The following is a 19,813-nucleotide window of genomic DNA, read 5'->3' as shown; positions in this document are numbered from 1 at the left end:
GAAGCACACTCCCCTCACCCCAATCCGTTCTGCTTGAACCAATCCAGCATCCGCGTCCACGCCTGCTCCGCCTCCGCCTTCCGATAAGACGGCCGGTAATCCGCATGGAACGCATGCGGCGCGTCGGGATACACATCGATCCGGGATGCCTTCGCCGCCGCCGGCCCCTTCGCCAGTTCGATCCGCATCCGATCGACGTCCGTCTGCGGAATGCCCGCGTCCTTGCCGCCATAGGCCCCCAGGACCGGCGCCTTCAGCTCGTTCACCAGGCTCAGCACCGACTTCGGCTTCAGCTCGCTGGGCTCGCCCGCCAACTGGCCGTAGAACGCCGCGCCTGCCTTCAGCTTCGGATTGTGGGCCGCGTACAGCCACACCTGGCGGCCGCCCCAGCAGAAACCCACGATGCCCAGCTTGTCGGCGTCGCCGCCGTTGGCCGCCGCCCACTTCGCGGTGGCGTCCAGATCGCCCTGGACCTGCACGTCCGGCACCTTGCCGATGATCTCGGCCTGCAGCTTCGGAATCTCGGTGTACTTCGACGGATCGCCCTGGCGCGCGAACAGTTCAGGCGCGATCGCCAGATAGCCCAGATGGGCCAGCCGGCGGCATACGTCCTGGATGTACTCGTGCACGCCGAAGATCTCGGACACCACGATCACGGTCGGCAGATTCTTCTTGCCCTGCGGCGCCGCCCGATAGGCGGGCATCTTGCCGTCCGTCGTGGGAATGTCGATCTTGCCCGCCGTCAGCCCCTTGGCGTCGGTCGCGATGGCCGTCTGGGCCACGGCAGGCCCGGCCGCCAGCGAAAAGCCCGCCGCGACCGTCGTGGCGATGAACCCCCGCCGGTCCAGCCGCAGAGGCGGCAACAGGCTGTCGAAGTGCGCGTCCTGGTCTTTCATCGAGAATCTCCTGGCAAAAGCGTGGCCGGGGACGCCTATGCGTACCCCTGATGGCCGGCTGGGTTCACTTCAGGGAGAAGTCCACGCGCGAGGGTTGCCCCTCGTCCTTGATGCCGTCCGCGTCCAGCTGCGGCGCAACGATGAACACTCGGTCCGCGAGTCCTTCCTGGGCTTGCAACTTCTCATAAACCGCTTGCGCGCGCGCATCGGCCAGTTGGCGTAGCTGGTCGTCGCCCACCGGCGCCACGCTGCGCAGCATGGCTTCCATCTGATCGGGCGGCACGGACTTGGACATGCCGATGAAATTGCGCGGCTTGTCCTTGATGTCGGCGTCGTCGTAGACCTCTTCCAGATACTTGGCGCGCTCGGCGGCCGACACCTGCACGCCCGCCGTGCTGGGCTTCTTGCCGCGCGGGGCGGTGGCGGCGGCCTTGGCGGCTTTGATCTGGCCGTCGACCCAGGCCTGGCGCAGGCCTTCCATGTCGGTCTTGGGATCGGCGCGGCCGCTGATGTCCATCTTCAGCGCCGGACGGTCCGTCAGCGCCTTGATCAGGGTTTCGATGCGCTGCCGGGAGTCTTCGGTCAGCACGGCGCTGCCGGGCGCGAACTCCACATAGGACAGTTCTTCGCCGCCGCCGAAGGCCGAGGCCAGCAGGCTGAACGGCGACGTCACGGCCTTGACCACCAGGTTCAGCAGCACGCGGACCACGATGCCGCCCACCGAGAACTCGGGATCGTCCAGCGAACCGGAAATCGGCAGGTTGATGTCGATATTGCCGCGCGAGTCCTTCAGCAGCGCCACGGCCAGCAGCACCGGCAGCTTGGTCGCGTCCGGGCTGTTGGTTTTGTCACCGAAGGTCAGCTGGTTCAGCACCACGTGGTTGGACGCCTGCAGCGCGCGGTCCTTGATCTTGTATTCCAGGTCGACCGAGAGCTTGCCGCGCTTGATCGGATAGCCCACGTACTTGGCCGAATAGGTGTTGAAGCGCGGCAGGTCCACGCCCTTGGCCGACGCCTTCAGATCCAGCGTCAGGAACTTGGCGAACGGCTGCACGATGCCGCTGATGGACAACGGCGCGGTGGTGTAGACGCGGCCCGTGACCTTGACCTTGGCGGGCTGGGGGTTGGTGGACGACACCGCCGTGATCGCGCCCTCGATGGCGGATAGCTCGGCCACGTAGTTGGGTTTGACGAAGCGGTCGGTGAACGTCATGCGGCCGCGCGACAGCGTGACGCTGTTGACCGCGATGTCTGGCATGCTCGCCCCCGCGCCGCTCTTGGCGGCGGCGGGCGCTGGCGCGGGCAGCGCGGCCTGCCTGCCCGGCGTCTGCGTGTCCTGTGTGATCGAGCCGCCGGCCTGGCCGGGCGCCGCGATCAGGTCCATGACGTTCAGGCGGCCCTGCGCGTTCAGCAGGATGCGGCCATAGAAGTCCTCCAGCGCGATGTCGCCCAGCTTGGCGCCGATCTTGTCGCCCGCCACCGAGATGTCCATGCCGGAAAAGCCCAGCCGCTTCCAGTTCAGGAAGTCGTCGTTGTTGACCCGGTCCTGCAAGTCGACGCCCGTGATCTCGACACCGCCCTTCCAGTTGACCTTCATCGGCGCATTGCCCGCCGCGGCGGCGAAATCCACGTCGCCCTTGGCGCCCAGCGTGATGGCGCGCACAGTGGCGTTCAGGCTGGAAGCGGCGTAAGGCGCAAAGGACGCGACGTTCAGCTCGGACAGGTCCACGGACGATTTCAGCGTCAGCGGCTGCGGCGTGAACATGCCTTTCAGGTCCAGTTTGCCATTGCCCTGGATGCCCGCGGCGGCCAGCGTGAAATTGCTTTGCCCCGGCCCCATCGCCAACCGGTCGGCGGTGACGTGCAGCGTTTGCAGGGCGATGTCCAACGCGGGCTTGAGCGATTCGTCACGCGCCTTGAATTGGGTCAGGTCGGCCTGGACGGCCGTGGCGGACGCATCCACCGCACCGTTCTTCTCCAGCACGTGGACCTGCGCTGACGCGCCCAGGCGGCCATCCAGCAGCACGATCGGCGCCACGCTGCGCACGGCCGGCGCCAATGGCGCCAGGGCGATATTGCCCATCCGCACGCCCAGCTCCAACGACAACGGCTTTAAGACCAGCGGCCCCTTGGCGCGGATCCATCCCCCGTCGGTGCTGTTGTCCACCGTCAGCCACAGGTTCACGGGCTGGTCCTTGACTTCGGGGATCGAGACGCCTTCGACCGTCACGGCCATCCCGGTCATGACGTAGTCCAGCTTGCTGATCGCGTCGGTGACGTAAAGCTCGCCTTCGTGCAGGTTGAAGGCGTCAAGCGTGACCTTCCATTCCGCCGGCGCCGCGGGCGGCTGCGGGGCCGCCGCGTCCGCGCCCGGCGTACCGCTTGGCGCGGGCGTCGCGGCTGGCGCGGGCGTCGCGGCAGGCGCATCGACGGCCGCTTTGCCTGCGTCGGGCTTGGCCGCGTCGGGCTTGGCCGCGTCGGGCTTGGCCGCGTCCGCCTTCGCGGCGTCCGTCTTCGGCGGCACCTTCAAGCCGACGTCGCGTCTGAGTTTGTCGGCGACCGGCGTCTCGTCCGGCGCCACGCCGCCCAGCGCCTTCAGCTTGGCGACGACGTCCTGCCAATTCAGATGTTCATTGGCATAGCGGCGCACATGGATTTGCGGCGCCCACAGGCCCACTTCGCCCACATACGCGGTGCGCGCGATCGGTTCCAGTTCCAGCCGGGTGACGGTCAGGGCGCTCCAGGCGGCCAGGCGTTCGCCCGCCGTGTCGCGCAAGTCGAAGCGCCGCAGGCCCAGGTCGCCCAGCACGCGGATCTTGGGCGGGGCATCCTTGGGCTGCTCGAACACGATCTGAAGATTGGAGTCCAGCAGCGCGCTGTCCAGTTTGAACGGCAGCGGCATCGGCCAGACGTCCGCCCACTTTTCAAGTTGCAGGCCGTTGAACGCGACGCGCAGCGTCGACGACGGCACCTTGTCGAACGGGCGGGCCACGCCCGTCAGGTCGAACGGGCTGCCATTGATGCGCAGGTGCAGCCGGGGCTGCACGTCGATGTCGGTGGCGTAGCCGAAGTTGGAGATGAACGGCACGCCGACGCCCAGTTCATCCACCACCTGCTTGCGCCCGGTGACCTTGTCGTCCAGCGTGATGGTGCCGCCTTCGATCACCATGTTGTTCAGCGAAAAGCGCGGCAGCCCTTCGTCCGGCTTGGGCGGCTCGTCGCGCTTGGCGGCCGTCATTTCGGCCACTCGTTGCTGTATGTCAGAGAAATTGAAGCGCGTGACGTCTTCGCGGACGATCGCGATGTTAGGCTGCCGCAGCGTCAGACGATCGACAACCGGCGCGAACCAGAACAGGGAGCTCCAGGCGGCGCTGACATCCAGTTCGGCCAGCGACAGCAATGGCGTCTGCGAGCCGGGCTGCGCCACCGCCAGGTCGCGGGCGCGGACGGTCAGGGTGAACGGATTGAAGCTGATCTTGCCGACCGAAACCTCGCGGCCGATCATCTTGGAGACATCCCCGGTCAGGACGTTCTGCAGGACCTTGGGGACTTGCCATGCGGCAACGCCGCAAAGAATCAGCGCGACCGCAACGATGCCTAGAAGAATCTTGCCGGCTCGCCGGGTAAACCGAAGCTTTAGGCTCCGCAAGGGCATCGCGAGTCTCCTGATACGAGTTGAAGGCGATTATCGCGCCCCGGTTAGCGCTCGTCTATCATAGGCGTAACAGCGGCCTTCCCGGCCAGCCGGGACCGCTCTTTTCAAACATTAACAATTCTCGATCCCGATTCCCATGCCACCATCCACCCCCACCTTGAGCCACCTGGATGAAGCCGGCCAGGTCCGCATGGTCGACGTCATCGCCAAGACGGATTCCGAACGCGTGGCGATCGCCACCGCCTGCGTGCGCATGAATGCCGTGGCCTATGGGCTCTTGACCCAGCCGGGCCAGGGCAAGGGCGAAGTGCTCAATACCGCGCGCGTGGCCGCCGTCCTGGCCGCCAAGCGCTGCGCCGAGCTGATCCCGCTGTGCCACAGCCTGCCGCTGGCCTTTGTCGGCGTGGACTTTTCGCTGGACGACGCCGCGCACCGCATCGACATCCTGGCCACCTGCCGCACCAGCTACAAGACGGGCGTGGAAATGGAAGCCATGATGGCGTGCAGCGTGGCCGCCCTGACCATCTACGACATGTGCAAGGCCGCGGACAAGGGCATCGTGGTCGAACAAGTACGCCTTAAGTACAAGGCGGGAGGAAAAAGCGGTGAATGGCGCAACGATTGATCTCCTGTACTTCGCCCGCGTGGCCGAACTGGTCGGCAAGCGCGGGGAAAGCTGGCCCCTGGACGGCGAGTCCACGGGCACGCAACTGCTGGCCGCGCTGGGCGAACGCTATCCCCAGCTTGCGCCCGCCGGTCGCCTGAAACTGGCCATCAACCAGACCCACTCCAAGCCGACGGCGCCGATCCGGCCCGGCGACGAGGTCGCGGTGTTCGAACCCGTCACCGGAGGTTGAACGCCATGATCAGCGTCCAGGAAGCCGATTTCGACGCCGCCGCCCTGACTGCCGCGCTGCGGGAAAGCGCGGGGTCCGGCGTGGGCGGCATCGTCACCTTCGTGGGCTATGTGCGCGACTACGCGCCCGATTCGCCCACCGACACGCTTTTCCTCGAACACTACCCCGGCATGTGCGAACGCGAGCTTGAAGCCATCGCCGAAACCGCCCGCGCACGCTGGAACCTGGACGGCACCGTGATCGTGCACCGCGTCGGGGCCCTGTCCCGCAACGCCCAGATCGTGTTCGTGGCGGCGGCCAGCGCGCACCGCGGCGACGCGTTCCGCGGCTGCGAATACATCATCGACGCACTCAAGACGCGTGCCCCTTTCTGGAAGCGCGAAACGCTCTCGGGCGGCAGCAGCTTCTGGGTAGAACAACGCCAATCCGACCAGGACCGCACGGATGCCTGGGATGAAGACGCCGCTTCCAAGAAGGAACACCCATGAGCGAAGCAAGCCCCGTCCCCGTCTCGCTGGCCTGCGCCGTGCTGACCGTCAGCGACACCCGCAGCGCGGGGGACGACACTTCCGGCAACCTGCTTGCCCACAGTCTGGCGCACGCCGGCCACCAGTGCGTGCGCCGCGACATCGTCCGCGACGACATCTATCAGATTCGCCGCGTCATCAGCGACTGGATCGCCGACCCTGAAGTGCAGATCATCCTGACGACGGGCGGGACGGGTTTTTCGCATCGTGACCACACGCCGGAAGCCATCCTGCCGCTGCTGGACCGCGAAATCCCCGGTTTCGGCGAACTGTTCCGGCAGATTTCCTACACCGAGATCGGCAGCTCCACCATCCAGTCGCGCGCGTTCGCCGGATCAGCCAACCAGACGCTGATCTTCTGCCTGCCCGGCTCCAACAATGCCTGCGAAACCGCCTGGGCGCAGATCCTGCGCGAGCAGCTCGACAGCGGCCACCGCCCCTGCAACTTCGCCTCGCATTTCAAGCCCCAACAAGAAGACAACTGACCCATGCTGGATTTCGATCAAGCCCAGACCCTGCTGGCCAATGCTGCGGGGCCGCTGCAGCGCCATGAAGACATCGGCCTTTTCGACGCCCCCGGCCGCGTGCTGGCCGCCGACCTGACCGCCACCGTCGACATCCCCCCCGCCGACAACAGCGCCATGGACGGCTACGCCTTGCGCGTGGCCGACTGGCGCGCGGGCGGCCGCCTGCCCATCCAGCAGCGGTGCTATGCGGGCGACGTGCCCGAACCGCTCAAGCCCGGCCACGCGATCCGCCTGTTCACCGGCAGCCTGATCCCCGACGGCGCCGACACGGTCGTCATGCAGGAAGACACCGTCGAAGCCGACAACCAGGTCGAGATCACCCGCCAGCCCGCGCCCAACCAGCACATCCGCCGCCGCGGCGAAGACACGATGACCGGCACGCCGCTGCTGCCCGCCGGCACGGTGCTGCAAGCGGCCCACGTGGCGCTGCTGGCCTCGCAGGGACTTGCCAGCGTGTCGGTGGCCGCCCAGTTGCGCGTCGGCATCCTGACCACCGGCGACGAGCTCGTGCCGCCCGGCACGCCGCGCGCGCCGGAACAGATCTACAACTCGAACGGCCCGATGCTGGCCGCGCTGGTGCGCGGCCTGGGCGCCCTGCCCGTGCATGTGCTGCATGCGCGCGATACCGAAGCCGACCTGCTGGCCGCGTTCACGACGCTGCTGGCCGACTGCGACCTGGTACTGAGCGTGGGCGGCGTGTCGGTCGGCGAACGCGATCTGGTCAAGCCGGCGCTGGCTGCGCTGGGCGGTGAGCTGTCGCTATGGAAGGTGCGCATGAAGCCGGGCAAGCCGGTGGCGCTGGCGCAGATCGGCGGCAAGCCCGTCGTCAGCCTGCCCGGCAATCCGGTGTCGGCCTACGCCGTGTTCGCGATGCTGGTGACGCCGCTGATGCGGCGCATGCAGGGCCGCGACGAGATCTTCCCCCCGGTCAGCCTCTTGCCGCTGCGCACCGAACACCCGCGCCAGGACAGCCGCGAGGAATTCCTGCGCGTCCAGCGCCGGGTGGCCGACGACGGCAGCGGCGAACTGGTGGCCTACGGCCATCAGGGGTCGGGCGTGATCAGTTCAATGCCCTGGGCGACGGGCCTGGCGCGCTTGCCCGCCGACGTGCCAGTCAACGACAGGGACCGCGTGCCCTATTACGACTTGCGCCACTGGCTGGCGTAGCGCGCGGCCGCGGCCAGTTCTTCCGGCGTATTGACGTTCATGAAGGCGTCGGGCGTGTCGTCGAAGCGCGCTTCGACGCCGCCCGCCCCGGCCTGCCAAAGGCCCACCTTGCGGTCGCCCCCCAGCAGATAGGCCCGCAGATCCGGCAGCAGCGACGGCCGTACCGCCATGCAGGCGGAATGCCGCTGGCCGTTGGCGGCCGCATAGGCCAGCGGCGCCTGGGCCGACCGGGCCGCGCCGATCAGCCGCGCGGCCAGATCGGGGGGCAGGAAAGGCGTATCGCAAGGCACCACCACCAGCCAGTCCGCTGGCGCGGCGGCGGCAAGCCCCGCCGCGATGCCCAGCAGCGGCCCCTGGAAAGCGCCCAGCGCGGGTTCGCCGTCTTCGACCACCTGCCCGTAATCCGCGTAGCGGTCCTGATGGCGGTTGGCGCTGATGATCAGCCGGCCGACCTGCGGCGCAAGGCGGTCCGCCACGTGCTCCACCAGTGGCTGGCCGTTCAGAAGCACCAGGCCTTTGTCTTGCTGGTCCATGCGGGAACCCTGGCCGCCCGCCAGAATCAGGCCTGCGATGCGCGCGCGCGGCAATGCGGCGTCAGCCACCGATATAGCTCATTTCGACTTTGCGCCCCGGGTCGGGGGTAGGGGCTGCGGCATTGCGGCCGCGCAGCTCGGAATAGTGGTCGTTGCGCACGCCCCAGATGCCCGACAGGATGCCGGCCAGTTCAGCGTCGCTGGCGCCGTCGCGCAGCGGCGCGCGCAGGTCGTGCCCCTCGTGCGCGAACAGGCACAGGAAGAGCTTGCCTTCCGGCGACAGGCGCGCGCGCGTACAGCCGCCGCAGAACGCATGGGTGACGCTGGAAATGACGCCGATTTCACCGCCGCCGTCCTGGTAGCGCCAGCGTTCGGCCACGCGGCCCATTTCGCTGCTTTGCACCGGCTCCAGCGGATGCACGGCGCCGATGCGGTCCAGCACTTCCTGGCTGGGCACCACTTCGGCCAGGTTCCAGCCGTTGCTGTTGCCCACGTCCATGTATTCGATGAAGCGCAGGACATGGCCGCTGTTGCGGAAGCGTTCGGCCATGGGCAGGATCTGCCCGTCGTTCAGGCCGCGCCGCACCACCATGTTGACCTTCACGGGCGCCAGGCCGGCGCTGGCGGCCGCGTCGATGCCGCGCAGCACGTCGTCGGGCGTGAAGCCGCTGTCGCTCATTTCCTGGAACATGGCGGCGTCCAGCGCGTCCAGGCTGACGGTGACGCGCGTCAGCCCCGCGGCTTTCAGCGCGGCGGCCTTGCGGGCCAGCACGCTGCCGTTGGTGGTCAGGGTCAGGTCCAGCGGGCGGCCGGCAGGCGTGCGCAATTCGGCCAGTTGGGCCACCAGGTTTTCGATGTGCTTGCGCAGCAGCGGCTCGCCGCCCGTCAGGCGGATCTTTTCCACGCCCAGTTGCGTGAAGATGCCGGCCAGCCGGCTGATCTCTTCAAAGGACAGCAGGTCGGAATGCGGCATGAAGGTATAGCTGCTGTCGAACACTTCACGCGGCATGCAGTATGTGCAGCGGAAGTTGCAGCGGTCCGTGACCGAGATGCGCAGGTCGCGCAGCGGACGCGCACGCGCATCCAGCGCGGGCTGCCCGTCCGGCGGCAATTCGCCGGGCGCGGGCCAGGCCGCAGGGCCGGATCGGCGGTCGGCAAGGAAAATCACTTTGCTCATAGGGCCATCATATCCCGGCGCGAGGCTTCCGGCGCAGGCGCCGCGCGCCTACGCGAACGCCTCTTCCAAGGTTTGTAACCGCCCGGTGTCCCGGGCGTCGTAGCCGACCAGTTGCCCCACGTAACCCACGTAATCGGGGCTGCGCATGATGGACAACAGGTCCTGCATGGCGGGCGTCTCCAGCGACGACTTGCGGATGGCGAAGAAGTAGCGTTCCCGCACCAGCGGGATGAAATCCAGCCCGAAGCGGCAGGCGGCCGTTTCGACGCCGACCCCCGTGTCCGCCATGCCGCTGGCGATATGCGCGGCGATGGCCATATGGGTGAATTCATTGGTTTCGTAGCCTTGGACCTCGCCGATCGACACGCCGGCGCGCTGCAGCATCAGCCCCACCAGATAGCGGGTGCTGGACCCGATCTGCCGGTTCACGAAGCGCACGTCCGGGCGCGCCAGGTCGGCCATGCCGCGGATCTGCTTGGGATTGCCCGCCGTGACGAACAGGCCCGTATTGCGCACGGCCAGATGGATCAGCACGTATTCGTCCGCGTGCAGCCACTGCGCATAGCGCTCCATGATTGGCGATTCGAAATCGCCCAGCGGCACCTGGAACCCCGCCAGGTCGCATTCATGGCGCTCAAGCGACGCCAGCGCCTCGATCGCCGTCCGGTAGCGCAGCTCCAGCCCCGGCTTGCGGCCGCTCATGTGCTGCATCAGCGATTCCACCGCGAAGCCGTGGCTGGCATGCAGCCGCAGATGCGGGCCGCTTTCCGGCAGCAGCCGTTCCAGTTCTTCCTGCAATTCCGAGGCCATGCTGTCCAGCGTGGGCATCAGCCGCGCCTCGATGCGGCGGTTGGCCCACAGCAGCCGCTGCGCGAACGGCGCCAGTTGCGTGCCCTGGCGCCGGTTGGTGATCAGCAACTGCGTGCCGAAGATGCCTTCAAAACGGCGCAGCACGCCCCACGCGTGCCGGTATGACAGGCCGCACGCCCGGCAAGCGCCTGCGATGTTGCCCGTGGCGTCGATCGCGGCCAGCAGGGCCAGCATGTCCTGTAATGGCACGGGCGCCAAATCGTCCCCGCCGCCCAAGGTCCATTGCGCCCGCAGGCCGATACGGAACTTATATGTCATTTATTTCTTATTGAAGGCAATGAAGTACGGGGCTAGAGTACACAAATAATGCGGCGGACGGGATTTTTTTATGTTTTAAAAAACATATTAAAACCCCGAAGATTCCACCCGATACCACGCCCCGAAGTGGGGCCCAGGAAAAACACTGCAGGAGACCACCGTGCATCAGCGCGAGGCAAAATCCGACTTGGCGTCCAGCGGCGGCGCCCGGGGCGGCAAAATGGCCCTGGACGCGGCCCAGGCGTCCCCCACTCCCGCCATCGCGGCCACCGCCCGCATCGTCGCCCGGCTGAAAGACCTGCCCGGCCCTTTGCTTCCGGTCCTGCACGACGTCCAGCACGAGTTGGGCTGTATTCCGGCCGAGGCGGTGCAAACCATCGCCGAGGCCCTGAACCTGTCCCGGGCCGAAGTCCACGGCGTCATCACTTTCTACCCCCATTTCCGCAGCGAACCGGCCGCGCGCCATACGCTGGAAGTGTGCCGCGCCGAATCCTGCCAGGCGGTGGGCGGCGAGCACCTGGCCGCCCACGCGCGCGCCGCGCTGGGCTGCGATTTCCACGCCAGCACCGCGGACGGCAACTTCACGCTGGAACCCGTGTATTGCCTGGGCCTGTGCGCCCAGTCGCCCGCCGTGATGATCGACGGCCAGCCGCATGCCCGGGTCACGCCCGACAAGCTTGACCGCCTGCTGGCCCGCACGCTGGAGGCCACGTCATGAGCGCCCCCGTCGTCATCTACGTGCCGCGCGACGCCGCGGCGCTGGCCATGGACGCCGACGCGGTGGCGCGCGACATCGAACGCGTCGCCGACGAGCGCGGCCTGTCCGTGCAGGTGGTGCGCAACGGGTCGCGCGGGCTGCTATGGCTGGAACCCCTGGTCGAGATCGCCACGCCCGACGGCCGCGTGGCCTACGGGCCGGTCGCGCCGGAAGACGTGGCCGCGCTGTTCGACGCCGGCTGGCTGACGGGCGGCGCGCACCCGCTGCGCCTGGGCCTGACCGAAGACATCCCCTATTTGAAGCACCAGGAACGGTTGACGTTCGCCCGCGTCGGCGTGATCGATCCCCTGTCCTTGCAGGACTACGCCGCCCACGGCGGCCTGGCCGGCCTGAAGCGGGCGCTGGCGATGGAGCCCGCGCAGATCGTGGACGAAATGGTCACCTCGGGCCTGCGCGGCCGCGGCGGCGCGGCGTTCCCCACCGGCATCAAATGGAAGACGGTGGCGGGTTCCCCCAGCGACCGGAAATACATTGTCTGCAACGCCGACGAAGGCGACTCGGGCACGTTTGCCGACCGTCTGCTGATGGAAGGCGACCCCTACGTGCTGATCGAGGGAATGACCATCGCCGGCCTGGCGGTGGGCGCCACCTACGGCTACATCTACGTCCGTTCGGAATACCCGCACGCCATCGCCACGCTGGAAGCCGCCATCGGGCGGGCCCGCAGCGTCGGCTGGCTGGGCCGCGACGTGCATGGCAGCGGCCGCGAATTCGACCTGGAAGTGCGCAAGGGCGCGGGCGCCTATATCTGCGGCGAAGAAACCTCCCTGCTGGAAAGCCTGGAGGGCAAGCGCGGCGTGGTGCGCGCCAAGCCGCCGCTGCCCGCGATATCCGGCCTGTTCGGCAAGCCCACCGTCATCAACAACGTGATCTCGCTGGCCACGGTGCCCATCATTCTGGCCAAGGGCGCGGCCTACTACCGCGACTATGGCGTGGGCCGTTCGCACGGCACGCTGCCGTTCCAGCTGGCCGGCAATGTCAAGCAAGGCGGGCTGGTGGAGAAGGCCTTCGGCCTGAGCCTGCGCGACCTGCTTTATGAATTCGGCGGCGGCAGCGCCTCGGGGCGCCCGTTGCGCGCGGTGCAGGTGGGCGGCCCGCTGGGCGCCTACTTGCCGGAATCGCAATGGGACGTGCCGCTGGATTACGAGGCCTACATCCAGATATCGGCCATGATCGGCCACGGCGGGCTGGTGGCGTTCGACGACACCGTCGACATGGCGCGCATGGCGCGCTACGCGATGGAATTCTGCGCCATCGAATCCTGCGGCAAATGCACGCCCTGCCGCATCGGCTCCACGCGCGGCGTCGAGACCCTGGACAAGATCGCGGCGGGCGGCGCCGACGCGAAACAGCGCGAACAGCAGGTCCATCTGCTGCGCGACCTGTGCGACACGATGATGGGCGGTTCGCTGTGCGCGCTGGGGGGCATGGCGCCCTATCCGGTGCTGTCCGCGTTGAACCACTTTCCGCAGGACTTCGGCATCGAGTCCTCCCAGTCTGCCGCGCACGCGGCCTGAACCCGAGAGAACGACATGCTAGAAACCGTCATCAAGCGCGACCGAGACCTGGGCACGCCCGAGCGCGTCTCGGAAAAGACCGTCACCCTGACCATCGACGGCCAGGAAATCAGCGTCGCCGAAGGCACGTCCCTGATGCGCGCCGCCGCCGAAGCCGGCATCAACATCCCCAAGCTTTGCGCCACCGACAGCCTGGAACCCTTCGGTTCGTGCCGGCTTTGTCTGGTGCAGATCGAAGGCCGCCGCGGCTATCCGGCATCGTGCACCACGCCGGCGGAAAACGGCATGGTGGTGTACACCGAAACGCCCAAGCTGCACGACCTGCGCCGCGGCGTCATGGAGCTGTACATCTCGGACCACCCGCTGGACTGCCTGACCTGCCCCGCCAACGGCGACTGCGAACTTCAGGACATGGCGGGCGTGGTGGGCTTGCGCAACGTGCGCTACGGCTACGACGGCGCCAACCACCTGAAGGCCAAGACCGACGATTCCAACCCCTACTTCAGCTACGACGCGTCCAAGTGCATCGTCTGCAACCGCTGCGTGCGCGCCTGCGAGGAAACGCAGGGCACCTTTGCGCTGACGATCTCGGGCAAGGGCTTCGACTCGCGCGTGTCGCCAGGGCAGGACCAGCCGTTCCTGGAGAGCGAATGCGTGTCCTGCGGCGCCTGCGTCCAGGCCTGTCCGACCTCTACCCTGCAGGAAAAGACCGTCATCATGATGGGCCAGGCCGAACACTCGGTCGTGACCACCTGCGCCTACTGCGGCGTGGGCTGCGGGTTCAAGGCCGAAATGAAGGGCCAGGAAGTGGTGCGCATGGTGCCGTGGAAAGACGGCCAGGCCAACCGCGGCCATTCCTGCGTGAAGGGACGCTTCGCCTGGGGCTACGCCACGCACAAGGAGCGCGTGACGAAGCCCATGATCCGCAAGCACATCACCGATTCCTGGAAGGAAGTGTCCTGGGACGAGGCGATCAACTACGCGGCGTCCGAATTCCGCCGCATCCAAAGCCAGTACGGCCGCGACGCGGTCGGCGGCATCACGTCGTCGCGCTGCACCAACGAAGAGACCTGGCTGGTGCAGAAGCTGGTGCGCGCGGCGTTCGGCACCAACAACGTCGACACCTGCGCGCGGGTGTGCCATTCGCCGACCGGCTACGGCTTGAAGCAGACGCTGGGCGAATCCGCCGGCACGCAAACGTTCGACTCCGTGATGCACACCGACGTCGTCATCGTGATGGGCGCCAACCCCAGCAGCGGCCACCCGGTGTTCGCGTCGCGCCTGAAGCGCCGCCTGCGCCAAGGCGCGCGCCTGATCGTGATCGATCCCCGACGCATCGAACTGGTGAGCTCGCCGCACATCAGGGCCGATTTCCACCTGCAGGTGCGGCCCGGCACCAACACGGCGCTGCTGTCGTCGCTGGCCCACGTGATCGCCACCGAAGGCCTGATCGACGATGCCTTCGTGGCCGAGCGCTGCGAAACGAAGGCGTTCAACGAATGGCGCGACTTCGTGTCGCTGCCCGAGAATTCGCCCGAAGCCATGGAAGAAATCACCGGCGTGCCCGCGCAGGCCGTGCGCGGCGCGGCGCGCCTGTTCGCCACCGGCGGCAACGGGTCCATCTACTACGGCCTGGGCGTGACCGAGCACAGCCAAGGCTCCACCACCGTGATGGCCATCGCCAACCTGGCGATGGCCACCGGCAACATCGGCCGCGAAGGCGTGGGCGTGAATCCGCTGCGCGGGCAGAACAACGTGCAGGGCTCGTGCGACATGGGCTCGTTCCCGCACGAGCTGCCCGGCTACCGGCACATTTCAGACAACGTGGTGCGCGCGCAGTTCGAAAAGGACTGGGGCGTGACGCTGCAGCCTGAACCCGGCCTGCGCATTCCGAACATGTTCGAAGCGGCGCTGGGCGGCTCGTTCAAGGGCCTGTACTGCCAGGGCGAAGACATCGTGCAGTCCGACCCCAACACGCAGCACGTGGCGGCGTCGCTGGCGGCGATGGAGTGCATCGTGGTGCAGGACCTGTTCCTGAACGAAACGGCCAAGTACGCGCATGTGTTCCTGCCCGGCTCGTCGTTCCTGGAAAAGGACGGCACGTTCACCAATGCCGAACGCCGCATTTCCCGCGTGCGCAAGGTGATGGAACCCAAGAACGGCAAGTCGGACTGGGAAGTGACGGTAGCGCTGTCGAACGCGCTGGGCTACCCCATGAACTACAAGCACCCGCGCGAGATCATGGAAGAGATCGCGCGGCTGACGCCGACGTTCTCGGGCGTCAGCTACGACAAGCTGGACAAGCTGGGCAGCCTGCAATGGCCGTGCAACGACGCCGCTCCGGAAGGCACGCCCATCATGCACATCGACGCCTTCGTGCGCGGCAAGGGCAAGTTCATGATCACCAAGTACGTGCCGACCGACGAACGCAGCACGCGGCGCTTCCCGCTGCTGCTGACGACGGGCCGCATCCTGTCCCAATACAACGTGGGCGCGCAGACGCGGCGCACGCCCAACGTGATGTGGCATGGCGAAGACGTGCTGGAACTGCATCCCCAGGATGCCGAAGACCGGGGCGTGGCCGAAGGCGATTGGGTCGGCATCCAGAGCCGCGCGGGCGAAACCGTGCTGCGCGCGACGCTGACCGACCGGGTACAGCCGGGCGTGGTATACACCACGTTCCACTTTCCCGAGTCCGGCGCCAACGTCGTCACGACGGACGCCTCCGACTGGGCGACCAACTGCCCCGAATACAAGGTCACGGCCGTACAGGTCACGCGCGTGTCCCAGCCTTCGGAATGGCAGCGCCAATGGTCGCGCTTTGCCGACATCCAGCAAAAGCTGCTGCGCGAGCGATCGCGCGAAAGCGACGCGGCGCTGACCGGGAAGTAACCCCTGCCGGCCACGACCGCCCTGGATGCCATGACCACGCCACCGCCCTCCCGCCCCGACTGCACGCAGACCCAGGTCAAACGCGTGCGGGGCGGCGTCATCGCTGACGCCGCCGAGACCGACTCCGTCGCCGAAGAGACCCCGGTGGCGCTGGAATTCAACGGCATCAGCCACGCCACCATGCTGGCCACGCCCGCCGACCTGGAAGACTTCGCCGTGGGCTTCGCGCTGTCGGAAGGCATCATCGACGGCGTCAGCGACGTGCGCGGCATCGACCTGCTGCCGCAATGCGACGGCATCGTGATCCAGCTGGAAATCTCAAGCGCCTGCGAAGTGCGGCTGAAGACGCGGCGGCGCGCCATGGCCGGACGCACCGGCTGCGGCTTGTGCGGCGTGGAGACGCTGCCGGAAGTGCTGCGCCCGGTGGCGCCGGTGACCAACGGGTCGCAAGTGCGCATCCAGTCGGTGCTGGCGGCCATGCGCGACATGCGCGCCCGCCAGGCGCTGCACGACATCACGGGCGCGACCCATGCGGCGGGCTGGGCCGGCGCCGACGGCGCCGTCGCGCTGGTGCGCGAGGACGTGGGCCGCCACAACGCGCTGGACAAGCTAGTCGGCGCGCTGGCCCGCCAGGCCATGCATGCCGGCGACGGCATCGTGCTGGTATCCAGCCGGGCCAGCTTCGAAATGGTGCAGAAGACGGCCGCGGCCGGCGTGGCCGTGCTGGCAGCGGTATCCGCCCCCACGGCCCTGGCCATCCGCCTGGCGCAAGACGCCAACGTCAGCCTGGTGGGGTTCCTGCGCAACGACGACGCCACGCTCTACTCCCACCCCGACCGCCTCATCCCCTGAACCGGACCCCGACACGCAATGGAAATCGGCAACCTCATCCGCATGGCCAACCGCATCGGCCAGTTCTTCGACGCCATGCCGGACCGCCACGAAGCGCTGGAAGGCGTGGCCAACCATATCCACAAGTTCTGGGAACCCCGCATGCGCAACGAGCTGCTGGGCTTTCTGGAACAGCGCCCCGACGGCGATGCCGGCGAAGAACAGTTGCATCCGCTGGTGCTGGACGCGGTCACGCAGAACCGCCAGCGCCTGACGCCCGCCCCCCGCGTGGGGTAGCCGGGCCGACCCGCTTTACCGCAGTCAGAACAAAGCAAGCAGCTATAAAGCCGCACCCCTGAGGAGACGACATGGAAAGCACCGCCGCACTGGACTTGCCCGGCTCAAGGCCGGGTTTTTTTGATAAAGAACGTACCATCGCCGGGCCGGGTTTCTCGCGCTGGCTGGTGCCGCCGGCCGCCTTGGCCATCCACCTGTGCATCGGCATGGCCTACGGCTTCTCGGTCTTCTGGCTGCCCTTGTCCAAGATGGTGGGCGGCGCCAAGCCGCTGGCCTGCCCGGCCGACATGAGCCTGGCCGCCGAGCTGTTCACGACCAGTTGCGACTGGAAGATTTCGACCATGGGGTGGATGTACACCCTGTTCTTCGTGCTGCTGGGATGTTCCGCCGCGCTATGGGGCGGCTGGCTGGAACGCGCCGGCCCCCGCAAGGCGGGCGTGGTGTCGGCCCTGTGCTGGTGTGGCGGCCTGGTCATTTCGGCCATCGGGGTGTACCTGCACCAGATGTGGATGCTGTGGCTGGGGTCCGGCGTCATCGGCGGCATCGGGCTGGGCCTGGGCTATATCTCGCCCGTCAGCACGCTCATCAAATGGTTTCCGGACCGCCGCGGCATGGCGACGGGCATGGCCATCATGGGCTTCGGCGGCGGCGCCATGATCGGCGCCCCCCTGGCCGACCTGCTGATGCGCCACTTCGCCACGCCGACCTCGCCCGGCGTCTGGCAGACCTTCCTGACCATGGCGGCGGTGTATTTCATCTTCATGATGTCCGGTGCGCTGGGTTACCGCGTGCCGCCCACGGGCTGGAAGCCCGAAGGCTGGACGGCCCCCGCCAAGCAGGCCAACAACGCGATGATCACCAAGGGCCACGTCCATGTGAAGCGCGTCTGGGGCGTGCCGCAGTTCTGGCTGGTATGGCTGGTGCTGTGCCTGAACGTGACGGCGGGCATCGGCATCCTGGGCATGGCGTCGCCTTTGCTGCAAGAGGTGTTCGGCGGCGGCCTGATCAACAAGCCGGAACTGGGCTTCGGCCAGTTGGACAAGGACCAGTTGGCCGCCATCGCCGCCATCGCGGCGGGCTTCACCGGCCTGCTCAGCCTGTTCAACATCGGCGGCCGCTTCTTCTGGGCCAGCCTGTCCGACAAGCTGGGCCGCAAGACGACCTACCTGATTTTCCTGGTGCTGGGCTTCGTGCTGTATTCCGCCATCCCCTGGACCGCCCACATCGGCGCCCTGGCCCTGTTCGTGGCGGCCTTCTGCGTGATCCTGTCCATGTACGGCGGCGGGTTCGCCACGGTGCCGGCCTACCTGGCCGACTTGTTCGGCACGCAGATGGTCGGCGCCATCCACGGCCGCCTGCTGACGGCGTGGTCGGCGGCGGGCATCTTCGGCCCGGTGCTGGTGAACTACATCCGCGAATACCAGCTGTCGATCGGCGTGCCGCGCGCGCAGGTCTACGACATCACCATGTACATCCTGGCTGGCATGCTGGTGGTGGGGTTCCTGTGCAACCTGGCCATCCGCCCGGTGAACCCCAAGTACTTCATGACGGACGCCGAACTGGCTCAGGAGAAAGCGCTGGCGCACGAACGCGCCGCCGCCTCCGAAACCCACGGAGTAGGCACCTCCACGTTCCGCACGCCGGCCTCCCTGGTGATGTTCGCCTGGGCCTGCGTGGGCATCCCGATGGCCTGGGGCATCTGGATCACGCTGCAGAAAGCGGTCGTCCTGTTCCACTGAAAGCCGGTCTGGCAGCGCGGCGCCTTGGGGCGACCCGAAGCGCCGCGCAACGTCCAAGGGCGCGAAACTGCTACATTGGCAGCCCGCGCCCTTTCTTTTTATCTCTCCTGCCCATGATCCTGCCCCGTCCCCCCGTCTTTACCGGAGCGCCGCATTGACCGCCCCTGAATTGCACTGGGAAGAAAACAACGTCCCCCATTCCGCCCGCTGGCGCTCTGAAACCGGCGCAACGCCGCCCAAGCGCGTGGTGGTGGTGGACGACACCCTGACCGCGGACATGGCCTACCGCCAGGCCTGCGAAGGCGTGGGCTTGCTGTGGCGCGGCGACTTCCAGAACGCCCGCCTGCTGCTGCAGGCGATGACCCGGCGCGTGGACAAGCGTCCCCGCAAGCCCGTGGAGAGTTTGCTGGAAGCCTTCAACCAGCACCGCCAGATCCAGTCGCAGCGCGCCCGCATCCTGGGCATGCTGCTGATTCCGTTCGACGCCGGCCACGGCATTTCGCTGCGGCGCGCCCCCGACGCCCGCCAAGCCTGCGAAGAGGTCCACGGCCCGGCCGACGAACCCTATGTGGCGTCGCTGCGCGAATTGCTGGGCCTGATCGGCGCCTTCGAATGGCGCAAGAAGGGCGTGGAGATTCCCGCCCTGAACAACCGCATCCACCCGCACTACGGCGTGTTTTCGCCGCTGCGCGGCGAATACGTGGAACTGGTGGCCAACACCCCGATGCCGCGCGGCGGCGTCGCCTTCGACATCGGCACCGGCACCGGCGTCCTGGCCGCGGTAATCGCGCGCCGCGGCGGCAAGCGCGTCATCGGCACCGACCAGGATCCGCGCGCGCTGGCTTGCGCCCGTGAAAACCTGGAACGGCTGGGCCTGGCAAAGCAAGTCGACATCGTCGAGGCCGACCTGTTCCCCGAAGGCCGGGTGTCGCTGATCGTGTGCAATCCGCCGTGGTTGCCCGCCCGCCCCAGCTCGCCCGTCGAGCATGCCGTGTACGATCCCGACAGCCGCATGCTGCGCGGCTTCCTCAATGGCTTGACCGAGCATCTGACGCCCAACGGCGAAGGCTGGCTGATCCTGTCGGACCTGGCCGAGCACCTGGGCCTGCGTACCCGCGAACAGCTGATGGAAATGATCCAGGCCGCGGGCCTGCGCGTCATCGAACGCATCGACACGCGCCCGACGCACGCGCGCGCCAAGGACCCGAGCGACCCGCTGTACGCGGCGCGCTCGAAGGAAGTCACGTCCTTGTGGAGATTGGGCGCCGCCGCCTGATCATTGTCTGGCGCAA

General features: G+C 67.5%; 17 protein-coding genes. 12 read left to right on the top strand and 5 right to left on the bottom strand.

Going from position 1 to position 19,813, the window contains the following annotated elements; all coding sequences use genetic code 11:
• Positions 1–14 precede the first annotated feature (14 nt).
• Together A9973_RS21980 and A9973_RS21975 are read right to left on the bottom strand one after the other, a co-directional pair.
• Complete coding sequence (locus tag A9973_RS21980; protein ID WP_183015802.1) at positions 15–896, bottom strand: dienelactone hydrolase family protein; 882 nt, start codon at positions 894–896, stop codon at positions 15–17.
• Positions 897–960: 64 nt separating this feature from the next.
• The gene (locus A9973_RS21975) at positions 961–4,551 is read right to left on the bottom strand and encodes a DUF748 domain-containing protein (RefSeq protein ID WP_183015801.1); all 3,591 of its coding nucleotides are present in this window, start codon (positions 4,549–4,551) and stop codon (positions 961–963) included.
• 136 nt (positions 4,552–4,687) lie between these two features.
• Between A9973_RS21975 and moaC the strand changes: the two genes are divergently transcribed.
• Genes moaC through glp form a run of 5 tightly spaced genes read left to right on the top strand, consistent with a single transcriptional unit; the run spans position 4,688 to position 7,629 of the window.
• Positions 4,688–5,176, top strand: a complete 489-nt coding sequence (moaC, locus tag A9973_RS21970; protein WP_183015800.1) for a cyclic pyranopterin monophosphate synthase MoaC — start codon at positions 4,688–4,690, stop codon at positions 5,174–5,176.
• Positions 5,157–5,408 carry a MoaD/ThiS family protein gene (locus A9973_RS21965; protein ID WP_183015799.1) on the top strand — a complete coding sequence of 84 codons (252 nt, stop codon included), beginning with the start codon at positions 5,157–5,159 and terminating at the stop codon, positions 5,406–5,408. The genes moaC and A9973_RS21965 overlap by 20 nt, the downstream gene beginning before the upstream one ends.
• Positions 5,409–5,413: 5 nt before the next feature.
• On the top strand, positions 5,414–5,896 hold the full coding sequence (locus A9973_RS21960) for a molybdenum cofactor biosynthesis protein MoaE (protein WP_183015798.1): 483 nt from the start codon (positions 5,414–5,416) through the stop codon (positions 5,894–5,896).
• The gene (gene moaB, locus A9973_RS21955) at positions 5,893–6,420 is read left to right on the top strand and encodes a molybdenum cofactor biosynthesis protein B (protein WP_183015797.1); all 528 of its coding nucleotides are present in this window, start codon (positions 5,893–5,895) and stop codon (positions 6,418–6,420) included. Before A9973_RS21960 ends, moaB begins: the two co-directional genes overlap by 4 nt.
• Positions 6,421–6,423: 3 nt before the next feature.
• A complete protein-coding gene (gene glp / locus A9973_RS21950) occupies positions 6,424–7,629 on the top strand; it encodes a gephyrin-like molybdotransferase Glp (RefSeq protein WP_183015796.1) in 1,206 nt (401 codons plus the stop codon).
• Here the strand turns inward: glp and mobA are convergent.
• Genes mobA through A9973_RS21935 form a run of 3 tightly spaced genes read right to left on the bottom strand, consistent with a single transcriptional unit; the run spans position 7,602 to position 10,467 of the window.
• Positions 7,602–8,231, bottom strand: coding sequence for a molybdenum cofactor guanylyltransferase MobA (gene mobA, locus A9973_RS21945; protein ID WP_370539524.1), 630 nt, complete (start codon positions 8,229–8,231; stop codon positions 7,602–7,604). The genes glp and mobA overlap by 28 nt on opposite strands.
• The gene (gene moaA / locus A9973_RS21940) at positions 8,224–9,339 is read right to left on the bottom strand and encodes a GTP 3',8-cyclase MoaA (RefSeq protein ID WP_183015795.1); all 1,116 of its coding nucleotides are present in this window, start codon (positions 9,337–9,339) and stop codon (positions 8,224–8,226) included. The genes mobA and moaA overlap by 8 nt, the downstream gene beginning before the upstream one ends.
• Positions 9,340–9,387: 48 nt before the next feature.
• Entirely contained in the window at positions 9,388–10,467 is a 1,080-nt protein-coding gene (locus A9973_RS21935; RefSeq protein ID WP_183015794.1) for a substrate-binding domain-containing protein, read from the bottom strand.
• Between the two features lie 160 nt (positions 10,468–10,627).
• Here A9973_RS21935 and A9973_RS21930 point away from each other — a divergent pair, with 160 nt between their 5' ends.
• From A9973_RS21930 to A9973_RS21900, 7 genes are all read left to right on the top strand, one after another.
• On the top strand, positions 10,628–11,185 hold the full coding sequence (locus tag A9973_RS21930; RefSeq protein ID WP_183015793.1) for a formate dehydrogenase subunit gamma: 558 nt from the start codon (positions 10,628–10,630) through the stop codon (positions 11,183–11,185).
• On the top strand, positions 11,182–12,762 hold the full coding sequence (locus tag A9973_RS21925) for an NADH-quinone oxidoreductase subunit NuoF (RefSeq protein ID WP_183015792.1): 1,581 nt from the start codon (positions 11,182–11,184) through the stop codon (positions 12,760–12,762). Before A9973_RS21930 ends, A9973_RS21925 begins: the two co-directional genes overlap by 4 nt.
• 15 nt (positions 12,763–12,777) lie before the next feature.
• The gene (gene fdhF / locus A9973_RS21920; RefSeq protein WP_183015791.1) at positions 12,778–15,654 is read left to right on the top strand and encodes a formate dehydrogenase subunit alpha; all 2,877 of its coding nucleotides are present in this window, start codon (positions 12,778–12,780) and stop codon (positions 15,652–15,654) included.
• Positions 15,655–15,684: 30 nt separating this feature from the next.
• Entirely contained in the window at positions 15,685–16,506 is an 822-nt protein-coding gene (fdhD, locus tag A9973_RS21915; protein ID WP_183015790.1) for a formate dehydrogenase accessory sulfurtransferase FdhD, read from the top strand.
• A gap of 18 nt (positions 16,507–16,524) precedes the next feature.
• On the top strand, positions 16,525–16,782 hold the full coding sequence (locus tag A9973_RS21910; RefSeq protein WP_006222680.1) for a formate dehydrogenase subunit delta: 258 nt from the start codon (positions 16,525–16,527) through the stop codon (positions 16,780–16,782).
• A gap of 71 nt (positions 16,783–16,853) precedes the next feature.
• The gene (locus A9973_RS21905; protein WP_183015789.1) at positions 16,854–18,521 is read left to right on the top strand and encodes an OFA family MFS transporter; all 1,668 of its coding nucleotides are present in this window, start codon (positions 16,854–16,856) and stop codon (positions 18,519–18,521) included.
• 154 nt (positions 18,522–18,675) lie between these two features.
• Entirely contained in the window at positions 18,676–19,797 is a 1,122-nt protein-coding gene (locus A9973_RS21900) for a class I SAM-dependent methyltransferase (protein WP_183015788.1), read from the top strand.
• Positions 19,798–19,813: the final 16 nt, after the last annotated feature.

Source organism: Achromobacter sp. UMC46 (genome assembly GCF_014170335.1).
Lineage (GTDB): Bacteria > Pseudomonadota > Gammaproteobacteria > Burkholderiales > Burkholderiaceae_B > Achromobacter.
Note: the sequence above shows the minus strand (reverse complement) of the source record. Positions and strands in the feature narration are given on the sequence as shown.

Bases quoted from the DNA above. Each gene is read 5' to 3' on its own strand.
- A9973_RS21980 (WP_183015802.1), bottom strand. From the start codon at position 896: ATGAAAGACCAGGACGCGCACTTCGACAGCCTGTTGCCGCCTCTGCGG.
- A9973_RS21975 (WP_183015801.1), bottom strand. From the start codon at position 4,551: ATGCCCTTGCGGAGCCTAAAGCTTCGGTTTACCCGGCGAGCCGGCAAG.
- moaC (WP_183015800.1), top strand. From the start codon at position 4,688: ATGCCACCATCCACCCCCACCTTGAGCCACCTGGATGAAGCCGGCCAG.
- A9973_RS21960 (WP_183015798.1), top strand. From the start codon at position 5,414: ATGATCAGCGTCCAGGAAGCCGATTTCGACGCCGCCGCCCTGACTGCC.
- moaB (WP_183015797.1), top strand. From the start codon at position 5,893: ATGAGCGAAGCAAGCCCCGTCCCCGTCTCGCTGGCCTGCGCCGTGCTG.
- glp (WP_183015796.1), top strand. From the start codon at position 6,424: ATGCTGGATTTCGATCAAGCCCAGACCCTGCTGGCCAATGCTGCGGGG.
- moaA (WP_183015795.1), bottom strand. From the start codon at position 9,339: ATGAGCAAAGTGATTTTCCTTGCCGACCGCCGATCCGGCCCTGCGGCC.
- A9973_RS21935 (WP_183015794.1), bottom strand. From the start codon at position 10,467: ATGACATATAAGTTCCGTATCGGCCTGCGGGCGCAATGGACCTTGGGC.
- A9973_RS21925 (WP_183015792.1), top strand. From the start codon at position 11,182: ATGAGCGCCCCCGTCGTCATCTACGTGCCGCGCGACGCCGCGGCGCTG.
- fdhF (WP_183015791.1), top strand. From the start codon at position 12,778: ATGCTAGAAACCGTCATCAAGCGCGACCGAGACCTGGGCACGCCCGAG.
- fdhD (WP_183015790.1), top strand. From the start codon at position 15,685: ATGACCACGCCACCGCCCTCCCGCCCCGACTGCACGCAGACCCAGGTC.
- A9973_RS21910 (WP_006222680.1), top strand. From the start codon at position 16,525: ATGGAAATCGGCAACCTCATCCGCATGGCCAACCGCATCGGCCAGTTC.
- A9973_RS21905 (WP_183015789.1), top strand. From the start codon at position 16,854: ATGGAAAGCACCGCCGCACTGGACTTGCCCGGCTCAAGGCCGGGTTTT.